General features: G+C 64.5%; 10 protein-coding genes. 6 read left to right on the top strand and 4 right to left on the bottom strand.

Annotation, left to right across the window (positions count from 1 at the left end):
* The first annotated feature begins 38 nt into the window (after positions 1–38).
* The 6 genes from AC56LK_RS02130 to AC56LK_RS02105 all read left to right on the top strand — a co-directional run bounded on the left by AC56LK_RS02130 (position 39) and on the right by AC56LK_RS02105 (position 5929).
* Positions 39–1694 (top strand): multicopper oxidase family protein, encoded by a 1656-nt coding sequence (locus AC56LK_RS02130; RefSeq protein ID WP_497182907.1) that lies wholly within the window; start codon positions 39–41, stop codon positions 1692–1694.
* An 8-nt stretch (positions 1695–1702) separates the two neighbouring features.
* Positions 1703–2284 (top strand): SCO family protein, encoded by a 582-nt coding sequence (locus AC56LK_RS02125; protein ID WP_497182906.1) that lies wholly within the window; start codon positions 1703–1705, stop codon positions 2282–2284.
* A 305-nt stretch (positions 2285–2589) separates the two neighbouring features.
* The gene (locus AC56LK_RS02120; RefSeq protein WP_497182905.1) at positions 2590–3036 is read left to right on the top strand and encodes a hypothetical protein; all 447 of its coding nucleotides are present in this window, start codon (positions 2590–2592) and stop codon (positions 3034–3036) included.
* Between the two features lie 19 nt (positions 3037–3055).
* On the top strand, positions 3056–3583 hold the full coding sequence (locus tag AC56LK_RS02115; RefSeq protein ID WP_497182904.1) for a gluconokinase: 528 nt from the start codon (positions 3056–3058) through the stop codon (positions 3581–3583).
* A gap of 103 nt (positions 3584–3686) precedes the next feature.
* Positions 3687–5294 (top strand): DUF4139 domain-containing protein, encoded by a 1608-nt coding sequence (locus tag AC56LK_RS02110; RefSeq protein ID WP_497182903.1) that lies wholly within the window; start codon positions 3687–3689, stop codon positions 5292–5294.
* 110 nt (positions 5295–5404) lie between these two features.
* On the top strand, positions 5405–5929 hold the full coding sequence (locus tag AC56LK_RS02105; protein ID WP_497182902.1) for a cytochrome C: 525 nt from the start codon (positions 5405–5407) through the stop codon (positions 5927–5929).
* A gap of 7 nt (positions 5930–5936) precedes the next feature.
* Here AC56LK_RS02105 and AC56LK_RS02100 read toward each other — a convergent pair whose 3' ends face one another.
* From AC56LK_RS02100 to AC56LK_RS02085, 4 genes are all read right to left on the bottom strand, one after another.
* Positions 5937–8210: a penicillin-binding protein 1A gene (locus AC56LK_RS02100; RefSeq protein ID WP_497182901.1), complete on the bottom strand. Its 2274-nt coding sequence runs from the start codon at positions 8208–8210 to the stop codon at positions 5937–5939.
* A 180-nt stretch (positions 8211–8390) separates the two neighbouring features.
* On the bottom strand, positions 8391–10076 hold the full coding sequence (locus tag AC56LK_RS02095; RefSeq protein ID WP_497182900.1) for a methyl-accepting chemotaxis protein: 1686 nt from the start codon (positions 10074–10076) through the stop codon (positions 8391–8393).
* 94 nt (positions 10077–10170) lie between these two features.
* On the bottom strand, positions 10171–11217 hold the full coding sequence (locus AC56LK_RS02090; RefSeq protein ID WP_497182899.1) for a M48 family metallopeptidase: 1047 nt from the start codon (positions 11215–11217) through the stop codon (positions 10171–10173).
* A gap of 15 nt (positions 11218–11232) precedes the next feature.
* Entirely contained in the window at positions 11233–12375 is a 1143-nt protein-coding gene (locus AC56LK_RS02085; RefSeq protein ID WP_497182898.1) for a YjgN family protein, read from the bottom strand.
* Positions 12376–12578 lie beyond the last annotated feature (203 nt).

The following is a 12578-nucleotide window of genomic DNA, read 5'->3' as shown; positions in this document are numbered from 1 at the left end:
GCGGCATTTTGTCGTGTGATTCCTGAAGGAGTCTTCAAATGAAGAATAGTCGTCGGACTTTACTCAAAGGTACTGCCACAGCAGGCGTACTCGCATCAACTGGTCTTAAAACGGGTGACATCGCTGGTCAGGTTATTGCTGTTCCAACGCCTTATGTCATGCCGTTCAAAGACCGGTTGTTTGTGCCACCGATTAAGACGCCAGAGCCAATGCACCCCGAATGCGCAGAATTTCCGGTGCCAGGAGAATGTGGACGCGATCCGCATCAGGCATTTAATCGTTTTCCACCGAATGCGAATTGCGAATACATTGTCAATGTGGCAGTTTCAGCTCATCGTTTTCACTCCGAGCTTCCCCTTGAACAGGTGTGGACATATGATGGGACGATTCCCGGCCCAACGTTTGTGGAACGCAGCTTCAGGCCAACAATGGTGCGCTTCATCAACAATCTTCCGGAAGATCACAAAGGGTTTGGTTCTCCTGAAATCAGCACGCACCTTCACGGCGCACACGTTGGCTCAGAGTCGGACGGCTACGCTGGCAATTACTACAGCAGGGAAGACAAAGGGCCAACGGTTAGCGAAAAAGGTGCTTTTTACGATAACCACTATCCAAACTACCCGAGCAAAGGAGATCCTCGCAGCACCTGCGGAACAATGTGGTATCACGATCATCGCGAAGAGTTTACCGCTCCAAACGTTTATCGTGGTCTTGCGGGTATGTACCTCGTGTTCGATGAAATTGATTCAGGCAACGAGAAGGACACGAATCCGAAGGCGCTGCGACTTCCGAGTGGAGTCAAGTACGACATACCGCTGGTAGTGCAGGACAAAAAGTTTGATGTTGGCGGTAACCTGATATTCAATCAGTTGGACCCTGAGGGCTTCCTGGGTAACCTCATGATGGTCAACGGGACGGTCTCGCCTTACCTCGAGGTGGAGGGTCGAAAATATCGCTTTCGCCTGCTGGACGCGTCCATGGCCAGGTACTTCCAGTTCCACCTTCACGATGAAGCTGGCAGAGACCAGGAGTTCACCTTCATTGCAAGCGACGGCAACCTGCTGGAGCGGCCAGTGAAGATGACGAAGCTGTTCATGGGTATGGCGGAACGGTCGGACATCATCATCGACTTTGGCAAGTATCGACCTGGCACTAAGCTGTACCTCGTCAACAGGCTGGAACAAACTGACCCGCGTAAGCCCACTGGCAACCTGTTGAGCAAGCCTGTTCGGCTGATGCGCTTTGACATTGGTGAAAAGACGACTGACTCACCACCCATTCCTGACTTCCTCCGCGCCTTGCCTCCAATGCCAAGCAACGTCGTGCGCACCCGTCAATGGGAACTTGGAAGGAAAAATGGACAATGGACCATCAACGACAAGTTCTTTGATCCTAAGCGGGTCGATGCAGTCGTAAAGCACGACCAGGCAGAAATCTGGAAGTTCAATATCGGTGGCGGCTGGGCTCATCCGATTCACATCCACTTGGATGACTTCCGCATTCTCTCGTACAACGGAAGGAAGCCACCACCCGAATGGGCTGGCCGCAAGGACGTTATTCCACTTTTGCCAGGAGTTGAAACGCGTTTGCTTGTTATGTTCACCGACTATGTCGGCAAGTACATGATGCACTGTCACCAGACGGCGCATGAGGACAGCGCCATGATGATTCGCTACGATGTTGTTAAAAGCTGAGGCCCGACATGAACAGCAAGAGAGATTTTCTGCTAGGCGCCTTTGGTGCAGCCGCAGCGATTCCGGCAATTGCAGCTCGGCCGCAATTAAAAGAGTATTTGCCAAACGTAGTACTGCAAACTCACCTTGGTAAAGAGGTCAGGTTTTACGATGACCTTGTGAAAGGGAATAAGGTCGTTGTATTCAACATGATTTACACGGCATGCCAAAACATCTGCCCGCCGAATACGGCAAACCTGATTCACGTGCAGAAAATGCTCGGCAGCCGGATGGGCCGTGATATCTTCTTCTTCTCCATCACCCTGCAGCCGGAGGTCGACAAGCCACGTGATTTACAGGCATATGCCAAGCAGTATGGCCTTGCAACCGGCTGGACGCTGCTGACAGGGAGGCGGAAGGAAGTTGACATTGTTCGAAAAACCTTGGGTTTTGTCGATCCTGACCCGGCGGTTGATGAACGTCTTGAACGTCATACGGGCATGCTTCGTATTGGCAATGCAGGGATTGATCGTTGGTCGATGATGCCATCGTTATTGAAACCTGAGCAGATCGTCAAGTCAATTACGTCGATGAAGAAAAGGCCGTCTTGAAAGATCCCGCATGATGGCGTAGCAATGGCCATAAGTCCTTTCTGCGCCATATTAAAAACAGGACCTCCTCGTTTTGTTCTGTTCAGACCATTGCACAAGGCTAATGAGCAAAAGGCCGGGATTACCACGATGCATGCCTGGGTCGTCATGGGCGTCAGCGGCTGCGGCGAAGTCGGACAGCGGCTGGTGGACATGTCGCACTTGCTGGGCAGGCTGCGGGCGCCGAGCCGGGATTTTTGTTAACAGATCGGCCCGTGTGATATTTCGCGCATTTCTCATCCTGCCGTTTTGGTAACTTGTCGGCGATGAAGAATCTCCCTACACGTCTTACCTATCTTGCCGTGGTAGTTGCCTTTGCCGGCGTCGCAATCCATGTCGCAGCTATTGCGGGAGGGCCATCCTGGTATGCATTTTTTGGCGCGCCGCCACAGATCGTGGCCTCGGCACAAGCCGGTACATGGCTGGCACCAGTCTCTACTGCGGGCATTGCAGTTCTGATGGGTATCTGTGCCTTGTATGCTTGCTCAGCGCTCGGACTGGTCAGGCGCCTGCCTTTACTGCGGACGATGCTTGCCGGGATCGCGACGATCTGTCTTCTTCGCGCGCTGATCCTTGTCCCTGTGGCGTCCACCCATCCTGAGCTGATCAATCTGTTTGAAGTCATTGCTGCGCTGACCTGGGGAGCGGCAGGGATCGGTTTTGTTGCTGGATTTCTGATAGCCAAAAGCAGGCTCGCAATCGTGCCTGCCTGAATGCGCCACAATACGCTCGATGGAAACCTCCACACACGAAAAAGCGCCCGCCGCCTGGGTCGTCATGGGCGTGAGCGGCTGCGGCAAGAGCGACATCGGGCAGCGGCTGGCACAGGCCCTGGGCGCGACGTTCATCGAGGGCGACCGCTTCCACCCGCCGCAGAACGTGGCGAAGATGTCCGCCGGCGTGCCGCTCACCGATGCCGACCGGCGCGACTGGCTGCAGGCGCTGCGCGCCGAGATCCTGCGTGTGCAGGAAGCAGGAGGGCTGCCGGTGCTGGCCTGCTCCGCGCTGAAGCGCAGGTACCGGGACGTGCTGCGCGGCGGCGACGAGGGCGTCTGCTTCGTCCACCTGCACGGCGACCGTGAACTCATCGCCCAGCGCATGGCAGCACGCAGCGGCCACTTCATGCCGCCCGCACTGCTCGACAGCCAGTTGCGCGAGCTCGAGCCCTTGCAAGCGGATGAATGCGGCATCACGCTCGACCTGCGCGAAGCGCCGGAACGGCTGGTGGAGCAGGCGCTGGACCGGATCAGGGCCTCCTGAGACACCTGCTTACACATGCGTGGCCATGCCGTGGTTTTGTGTGGGATTTTGCGGCATGCCGTCTGCTACGCTCGCGACATCATCCATTCCAAAAAGGGATTCCATGGCAAGCACGCAGCACTGGACCATCGTCCTGGCCCTCGCCGCCTCCGGCGCATCCGCCATCGAGGCGCCGATTCAGAGCGTCACCCTGTACCCCGGCAGCGCCACGGTCGAGCGCGTGGTGCAGGTCACGCCGGGCATGAACTCGGTCGAGATCACCGGCCTGCTGGCCAACTTCAGCACCGACACCCTGCGCCTGCAGGCCGACCCCGGCATCCAGGTCGGGCAAGTCCTGACGCGCGACCAGGGAAGCGCCGACAGCCCGAGCCCGCGCGTGGCGGAGCTGGAGGCGAAGATCCAGGCGCTGCAGGACCAGGCCGCCGTGATCGATGCGGACCACAAATCAGCGCAGCTGGTGCAGGGCTACCTGGAGCGGCTGGGTGGCGGCGAGAATGCCGCAGGCCGTGCGGGTCCGAGCGATCCCAAGGCCCTGCTGGGAACCCTCGAGGCCATCCGCAAGGGCGGCAGCGATGCCCTGGCGCGCATGCACGAAGCCGAGGTCAGGAAGCGTGCACTGACCAGGCAGATCGACGCCCTCAAGCTGGACTTAACCAAGGCCCAGGCCAATACGCGCGAAAGCCGCAGCATGACGGTGGCCGTGTCGGCGAAGCAGGCCGGCCGCCTGGTGCTCACCTACCAGGTCAACCGCGCCGGATGGAAACCGACCTACCGCGCATCGCTGGATTCGAACACGTCGATCGTCGAACTGGAGCGGATGGCGTCGATCTCGCAAAAGACCGGGGAAGACTGGAGCCGGGTCAAGCTGCGGCTGTCGACCGGCCAGCCGAACCTGTCGGTGAATGCACCGGATCCTTCGCCCTGGCTGCTGAGCTGGCGGCCGCCGCAGGAGGTGCAGGAAATGGTCCGGTATAACTACGCGCCCGCACCCCCACCCGCGCCTGCGCCTGCGATGGTGAGCAGCTTGCGGCGGGCCCGCCCGGAGCAGGCGGCCGATGACTACGTCGCGCCCATCGTGGAAGCGCAGGGGAACTTCACGACCGAATACGAGGTGCCGGCCAGAGTCGACCTGGCATCGGACGGTCGCGAGATCTCGGTCGGGCTGGCGAAGCAGAACCTGCCGGTCAAGCAGCTGGTGCGCATTGCTCCGCGCACCAGCAAGGACACGGCCGTGCTGACCGCCGAGGCGGCGCGCCTGGACGGCGTCTGGCTGCCCGGCCAGGTGCAGCTGCGCCGCGACGGTTCCTACGTCGGCGTGCTGTACTGGGATCCCCGCGCCAGCGAGCGCTTCACGATGGCCTTCGGCCGCGATCCGCTGGTGCGCGTCAGCGTCGAGCAGCGTGACGAGAAATCCGGACAGGCGGGCTTCTTCAGGCAGGAGAACCAGAAACGCATCGCCGACACCTATGTGGTGACGAGCGCGCACCGCCAGCCGATCGACATCCTGGTGCTGGAACCTAGCCCGGTCAGCCAGAACGACAAAGTCAGCGTCAAAGTCGCGCACAGCCCCGAGCCGACGATCAAGGACTGGCAGGGCCGGCGCGGCCTGGTGGGCTGGGAACGCACGCTCAAGCCGAACGAGACGGGCCGCTTCAACGTCGACTACGTGATCGATTATCCGAAAGAGGGGACGGTGCAGGGCTTGCCATAGATAAATGCGGAAGGGCCGTATGTACGATCCCCCCCGAAATGGGGTTGGTAGCGGCTGTGATCGGGGCGTATCTTGTCAGGGATCGACAAGAACATCAGGAGCAGACCACCATGACCAACCCTCTCCACCAGGCCACGCGTGCGGCCGCCCGGGCAGCCATGCTGCTGGCCTTCGGCATCCCGGCCCATGCCGCGCAGAATGATGCGCATCCGCCGGCGAACATGTCGGCCCAGGGCAAGCACGTCGAGCGCGGGCGCTACCTGGTCAAGATCGGCGGCTGCAACGACTGCCACACGGCCGGCTACGGCATGAGCGCCGGCAAGGTGCCGGAAAAGGACTGGCTCCAGGGCGACCAGCTGGGCTGGCGCGGCCCCTGGGGCACGACCTACCCGACCAACCTGCGCCTGTCGCTGAACGCCATGAGCGAGAACGACTGGATCAAGAGGGCGCAGACCCTGCAGGCACGCCCGCCGATGCCTTGGTTCGTGCTGCACCAGATGGACAAGGAAGACCTGCGCGCGATCTACCGCTTCGTGCGCCACCTCGGGCCGGCCGGCAAGCCGGCGCCGGCCTGGGTGCCGCCGGACCGTACGCCTGCGGGCCCGTTCGTCCAGTTCCCGGCACCGCCGAAGTAATCGTCCCTCACTGCAACTGCTGCGCCACGGGTGCCTCCACCGCTTCCGGCACTGCGGGCGCCGCTTCGGCAAACTCCGCATACACCCAGTCACCGCCCGCCTGCACCACGCCCGCGGGCGGCGTGCGCTCGCGCTGCGGCGTATTGGCCAGCGCCACCCGCATGTAGTCGACCCAGACCGGCAGCGCCAGCGTGGAGCCGAACTCGCGGCTGCCCAGCGAGCGCGGTTCGTCATAGCCCATCCACGAGACGGCCACCACGTTGCCGCCATAGCCTGCGAACCAGCCGTCGATGGCGTCGGTGGTGGTGCCGGTCTTGCCCGCCAGGTCGCTGCGATTGAGCAGGCGCGACGCCTGGGCGCCGGTGCCGATGCGCGCGACGTCGCGCAGCATGCTGTCGGCGATGAAGGCGTTGCGCGCATCGAGCACCCGCGCTCCCTCGTGGAGCGGGCGCGGCTTGCCGCTCTCGAACAGCAGCTTGCCGTCGCGGTCGCGGATCGTCATGGACAGAAGCGGCTCGACCCGGTAGCCGCCGTTCGCCAGCACCGCGTAGGCGCCGGCCAGCTGCAGCGGCGTCACCGCGCCGGTGCCGAGGGCCAGGGTCAGGTTGCTGGGATGGCGCGCCATGTCGAAGCCGAAGCGGCCCAGGTGTTCGCGCGCGTAGTCGACGTCGAGCGCGCGCAGCATGCGGACGGTGGGCACGTTGCGCGAATGCGTGAGCGCATGGCGGATCGTCACCGGACCCTCGAACAGGTTATCGTCATTGCGCGGCGCCCAGTTGGCATAGGCCTTCTCATCCGAGAAATCGAGCGGCTCGTCGAGGATGGTGGTGCCCGGGAAGAAGCCGCGCTCCAGCGCCGCCGAATACACGAAGGGCTTGATGCTCGATCCCGGCTGGCGCCAGGCCTGGGTCACGTGGTTGAGTTTCTGCAGCCCGTAGTCGAAGCCGCCGACCAGTGCGCGCACGCTGCCGGTCTGGGCGTCGATCGCCACGAAGGCCGAAGCCACCTGCGGCACCTGGGTGATCGCCCAGCCGTCCTTGCCCGATTCGACGATGCGCACCACTGCGCCCGGCGCCAGGCGCAGGCCGGCCTTGGCCGCCGGCGACAGGGCAGGGGCGGCGAACGCGAGTCCGGCGCCCTTGACCTCGATTTCTTCGCCATCGCGGGTGGCGGCCCGCACCCGCTTGGGCGAGGCCGACAGCACCACGGCGGACGTGAAGCCGGCCACCGCCGGGTACTTCTGCAGCGCTTCCGTGATCGCTTCTTCGCGCGCTTCTGCTGCCTTGGGCAGGGTGATGCGCGCTTCCGGCCCACGGTAGCCATGGCGGCGATCGTAGGCGATGGTGTTGCGGCGCACCGCCTCGTAGGCTGCGGTCTGTTCCGCCGCCACGATGCTGGTGGTGACGCTGTAGCCGTGTTCATAGGCGGCCTGGCCGAAGCGGGCATAGGCGGCCTGGCGCGCCAGCTCGGCGACATATTCCGCGCCAGCGCCCGGGCCGCCGCCGTCGCGGCGCACGCGCAGCGGCTCGGCCAGCGCGCGGCGGTACTGGGCCTCGCTGATCTTGCCCAGCTCGAACATGCGCTTCAAGACCACCCGCTGGCGCTGCTGCGCGCGTTCCGGGTTGGCGACCGGGTTGTGGCGCGAGGGGTTCTGGGGGAGGCCGGCCAGCATCGCGTACTCGGCCAGGCTCAGGCTTTCCAGCGGCTTGCCGAAATAGGTGCGCGCCGCACTGGCGAAGCCATAGGAACGCTGCCCCAGGTAGATCTGGTTCATGTAGACCTCGAGGATCTGGTCCTTCGAGAGGGCCTGCTCGATCTTGTAGGCCAGCGCCACCTCGGTCAGCTTGCGCGGCAGGGTCTTGTCGCGCGACAGGAAGAAGTTGCGCGCCACCTGCATGGTGATGGTGGAGCCGCCCTGGCGGTAGCCGCCGCCCAGCGCCGCCAGGTTGGCCTTGGCGGCGCCCAGCGCGCGGATCCAGTCGATGCCGCCGTGATCATAGAAGCGCGAGTCCTCGATCGACAGCACGGCCGCCTTCATGAGCGCCGGGATCTTCGCGATCGGCACGAAGTCGCGGCGCTCGGCGCCGAACTCGCCGATCAGGACCTTGTCGGCCGAGTACACCCGCAGCGGGATCTTGGGGCGGTAGTCGGTGACGGCGCCGATGTCCGGCAGCGGGACTTCGTCCAGGACGCCGGCGGCGGCAGGCGCGCATGCGGCGGACAACATGGCGGCAAGCAGCAGGGCGCGGGCGTTCGGGCGTGGCAGGAATGGCTGGTACATGGAATTCTCGGTGAGCTTGGGTTGGATGCGGCGCCGATCTTACCGCCATTGCGCGCCCGGCGCAGCGGCAAGCGCCAAGGTAGCGTCCCTTGCCTCGGGCGGGCGCGGCTGGCGCTACCCGCCAAACGACAACGCCCGGTGCTAGGACCGGGCGTTGTCGTCAGTTTTTACAGGAAAAGCCTAGAAGGTTTCCCACTCCTCGGCATCGGCACGCGCGGCGCGGCGTGCGCTTGCCGGCGCCGGCTTCGCCACCCGGGTGGGCGGCTTGGCCTTCAGCGCCAGGGCACGCGCCGGGGACGCCGCCGGGGCATGGACCTGGGCGCCGAGCTTGAACACGCCGACCACCTCGGCCAGGCGGGCTGCCTGCTCCTGCATCGAGGCGGCTGCCGCGGCCGACTCTTCGACCAGGGCGGCGTTCTGCTGGGTCACCTGGTCCATCTGGCCGATGGCCTGGTTGACCTGCTCGATGCCGCCGGTCTGTTCCTGGCTGGCCGACGAGATCTCGGCCATGATATCGGTCACGCGCTGGATCGCGCTGACCACCTGCTCCATGGTGTCGCCGGTCTGGTCGACCAATTTGGTGCCGGCTTCGACCTGCTCGACCGAGTCGCCGATCAGGCCCTTGATTTCCTTGGCCGCCGCCGCCGAGCGCTGGGCCAGGGTGCGCACCTCGGATGCCACCACCGCGAAGCCGCGGCCCTGTTCGCCGGCGCGCGCCGCTTCCACGGCCGCGTTCAGCGCCAGGATATTGGTCTGGAAGGCGATGCCGTCGATGACGCCGATGATGTCGACGATCTTGCGCGAGGATTCGTTGATCGAGCCCATGGTCGAGATGACCTTGTCCACCGAGTTGCCGGCATCGCGGGCCACGGTCGACGCGGTGATCGCCAGCTGGTTGGCCTGGCGCGCGTTGTCGGCGTTCTGGCGCACGGTGGTGGTCAGTTCTTCCATCGACGCGGCGGTTTCTTCCAGCGCGCTGGCCTGCTGTTCGGTGCGGGCCGACAAGTCGAAGTTACCGGCCGAGATCTCGGCGGAACCGGTGGCGATGGTGTCGGTACCGCTGCGCACTTCGCTGACGATCTTCACCAGGCTGTCGTTCATGTGGCCCAGGGCGCGCAGCAGGGCCCCGGTCTCGTCCTTCGTATTGGCTTCGATGCGGCCGGTCAGGTCGCCCGCGGCCACGGTTTCGGCGGCCTGCACGGCGGCGCGGATCGGGCGGGTGATGCCGCGCGTGAGCATCCATGAGAACAGGGCGCCCAGCAGCACGGCGACGCCCGTCAGGCCGGCGATGACCAACTGGCCGCGCGAGGCGGTAGCATCAATGCCGGCGGCGGTGGCAGCAATGTTGTCACGCTGCATTGTTACCAGTTCACGCACCGACTCCTGGTAAAGCTTCGCGGCCGGGGTAAACGAATCATCCAGGATCTTGTCGGCAAGTTCCTGATTACCTTCCGCTTTGGCCTTGACCGCGTTGTCGCGTGCGGCGCTGTACTGCTTGCGCTGCTCCTGGATGCGCTGGAACAGGGCGGTTTCCTTGTCGCCACTGATGAGCGGCTCGATTTTCTTGATGAGCTCGGTCGACAGCTGGCCGGTCGCGGCGGAATCTTCCTTGAAATAGGCAGTCAGCGACGAGTCGCTGCTCTTGACGATGGCGGCGGTGCGGCGAACGGCGGCGAAGATCTGGGTATACCACTCGGCAATGTAGCGCTCCTTGGCCAATGGCGCGGACAGGGTGATCCTGGTGGCGGTGGCCACCTGGTCGAGGCGCCACATGCCGGTGCCGGCGATCAGGACCGCCATTACGAGGGTCAGGGCAAAACCGGCGGTGAGCCGCATGCCAATACTGAGATTGTTGAAGGTGCGCATAGGGTCGGTAGGCGTGGAAAGCAAGAATTATTGCCCAGCTGAAACGTTAACGCACGCTTTATCGAGGATGGTATAGACGAATTACAACGGTCGGCTAGTCTCCCCGGTCTGCCTCCGCTTCGCGCAGGCGCTGGCTGCGGGCGTAGCCGTCCGGGTGGGTAGCGGCATACGACATCGCCTGGCGGAAGAACTTCGGCATCTTGTCGGCCTGCTCATCGAGGCGGTCGAACAGGTCCGCCAGCGGTCCGGTAGGGATGCCGTGCGCGCGCAGTCGCTGCGCCGCGTAGTCGTCGGCGGCCAGTTCCATGTCGCGCGAATATTCCGTGTTGGCGAGCAGCGCCGGCAGGCCGGTGGCGACTGCGCTGAAGTCGCCGAACAGCGTGGCCGACAGCGCTGCCGTCAGGGACGAGCGCGTCAGCGTGCGCACGGTGTGGCGCTGCTCGATGTGGGCGACTTCGTGCGCCAGCACGCCGGCCAGCGCGGCGGCGGCGTGGGTGTCGATGTCGTTGTTCATGTTCATTACCTGGCGCACCATCTGGTCGGTAATGACGATGGTCCCGTCGGGGAAGGCCAATGCGTTCGGACCCAGCCGGGGCGCGGCATGCACCCGCAGGCGCAGCGGAATGCGCGGCGCGGCCGGCTGCACGCGCTGCAGGATGCCCTGCAGGGCGGCGAGGCGGTCGTCGCTCAGGCGCGAAGGCTGCAGCACGCCCTGGCGCTGGAGCAGGGCAAGGGTGTTCCGGCCAAGGGACTGGTCGGCCGAGGGCGGCACCTCGTCCGCCAGGCGTTCGGCGGCGGCCGGTACGCCCCAGTGCCAGGCGGCGGCGATCAGGAGCACCAGCAGCACCAGGGCCGCCAGGGCGGCGCCGGTATGTTCCTGCCAGCGCACCACCCAGGGCTTGCGGTAGCCGAGCGCCGCGGCGAGCAGCGGCCGCATGGCCGCGTCCTGCACCTCGGCATGGCTGCCATCCTCGAAATACAGCACGGCCGGCGCATGCCGGAAGGGTTCGGCCAGGCGGGTGCTCGCCGCGGGATAGCTGCGCGTAGTGTCGCCGCGTAATTGGATGCTGCCGTCGCCGGTCGCCAGCTCGACCAGGTGCAGGCGGGCACTGTGGCCATCGAAGTAGTGTGCTGCGCTCATGATGTCCTTGCCTTCTTACCAGGAGAGGTCGATGCCGAAACCGTCGGCCACGCTGTCGCCGGCCGCGCCGCCGCGGGTCGCCACGTGGGCGCAGGCGGCTTCGATGTCGCCGTCCACCTCGATGTGCAGGTGGGCCAGCCGGAAGCGGTACACGTTGACCACGGCGAAGGGGCGGTACAGGCCGAGGCTCAGGAGGGTCAGCAGGACGTTCTTGGTCTGCAGCTTCATGAACGCGCGGGCCGGCAGCGTCGAGCGGAAACGGATGCCGGGGAAGCCGGTGTTCGACCAGGCCAGGTTCGATACCCGCACCACCATATAGGGCCCGATCACCAGGTAGGCCAGGTAGAGCGAGACGACGCCGGTGGCCAGGCCGGCGAAGAGGGCCGCGCCGCGCAGGTTGCCGGCGGCGACGCTGGCGAAGCCGGCCACCACCCCGGTGGTGACGATCGCGGCCAGCGCGAGGCTGCCGGCGATCAGGTAGAAACGGTAGAAGCGGCTTGCCCTGACCTCGTAGTGCGCGTGCTGGTCGCCGAACAGCAGGTGGGCGTGCTGGAAGTGACGGATGCGCGCGTGCATCAAGGGCCACAGCAGGTAGAGCGGCACCGGCAGCGCCGCCAGGGCCGGCTGTTCCGGATACAGGGCCAGCAGCGCGCCCGGCATCAGGACGGTGAAGGCGGGCGGCAGCCAGGCCAGGCAGGCCTGGCCGATCGAGCCGTCGAAGCCCAGCCGCAGGCCGCGGTAGCAGGTGTTCCCGAGCCGGAAGCGCAGCGCGCCGCGCATCAGGTAGGGGAGGGCGAGCAGCAGGCCGGCGATCACCACCAGCCCGAAGGTGGTCGAGAAGCCGAAGGCATAGTGATAGGCCGCCAGCAGCACGACCGACAGCAGGCGCCCGGCCAGCACGGCGCGCGGGTTGCCGTGGAAATCGAAACTGGCGCCGGCCAGTATCGTGTTGCGGTCGAAGTATTGCAGCCGGCGTACCTTGGCCCAGGCCGAGTAGATCCCGAGCGTGGCCAGGCTCAGGAGCAGGTTGACCACCCAGATGCGGAAGTATTCGCGGCCGTCGCCCGTAAAGTTCAGCGCCAGGGTGCGCGGGGCAGGGGCGGCGGCGGGGACATCGGCAGGGGCGGCGGCGGCGGGCGGGTCGGCAAGGGTGTACATAGAGGTAGCCCGGGCAAAAAATGCAGTATCGGTGTGCCCTGCCGGTCGGTCAATTGATTGGGCATATTCTGGCGGGGCGCGGGCATGTCTTGCAGATGTCGTATTTTTCTAGGGTAATCGACGGTTTTGAAAGGAAGTTGGCAGGGTAACCAGAAGTATTTTGACGGTTTAAGGTATAATTTCTATTTCCCGCGCGTGCCATT

Source organism: Telluria sp. ZB4P36 (assembly GCF_059685865.1).
The sequence above is the reverse complement of the archived record's forward strand: the minus strand, read 5'-3'. Positions and strand labels throughout refer to the sequence as shown.

Excerpts from the sequence above, each read along its gene's own strand:
- AC56LK_RS02130 (WP_497182907.1), top strand. The coding sequence starts at position 39 with ATGAAGAATAGTCGTCGGACTTTACTCAAAGGTACTGCCACAGCAGGC.
- AC56LK_RS02125 (WP_497182906.1), top strand. The coding sequence starts at position 1,703 with ATGAACAGCAAGAGAGATTTTCTGCTAGGCGCCTTTGGTGCAGCCGCA.
- AC56LK_RS02120 (WP_497182905.1), top strand. The coding sequence starts at position 2,590 with ATGAAGAATCTCCCTACACGTCTTACCTATCTTGCCGTGGTAGTTGCC.
- AC56LK_RS02115 (WP_497182904.1), top strand. The coding sequence starts at position 3,056 with ATGGAAACCTCCACACACGAAAAAGCGCCCGCCGCCTGGGTCGTCATG.
- AC56LK_RS02110 (WP_497182903.1), top strand. The coding sequence starts at position 3,687 with ATGGCAAGCACGCAGCACTGGACCATCGTCCTGGCCCTCGCCGCCTCC.
- AC56LK_RS02105 (WP_497182902.1), top strand. The coding sequence starts at position 5,405 with ATGACCAACCCTCTCCACCAGGCCACGCGTGCGGCCGCCCGGGCAGCC.
- AC56LK_RS02100 (WP_497182901.1), bottom strand. The coding sequence starts at position 8,210 with ATGTACCAGCCATTCCTGCCACGCCCGAACGCCCGCGCCCTGCTGCTT.
- AC56LK_RS02095 (WP_497182900.1), bottom strand. The coding sequence starts at position 10,076 with ATGCGCACCTTCAACAATCTCAGTATTGGCATGCGGCTCACCGCCGGT.
- AC56LK_RS02090 (WP_497182899.1), bottom strand. The coding sequence starts at position 11,217 with ATGAGCGCAGCACACTACTTCGATGGCCACAGTGCCCGCCTGCACCTG.
- AC56LK_RS02085 (WP_497182898.1), bottom strand. The coding sequence starts at position 12,375 with ATGTACACCCTTGCCGACCCGCCCGCCGCCGCCGCCCCTGCCGATGTC.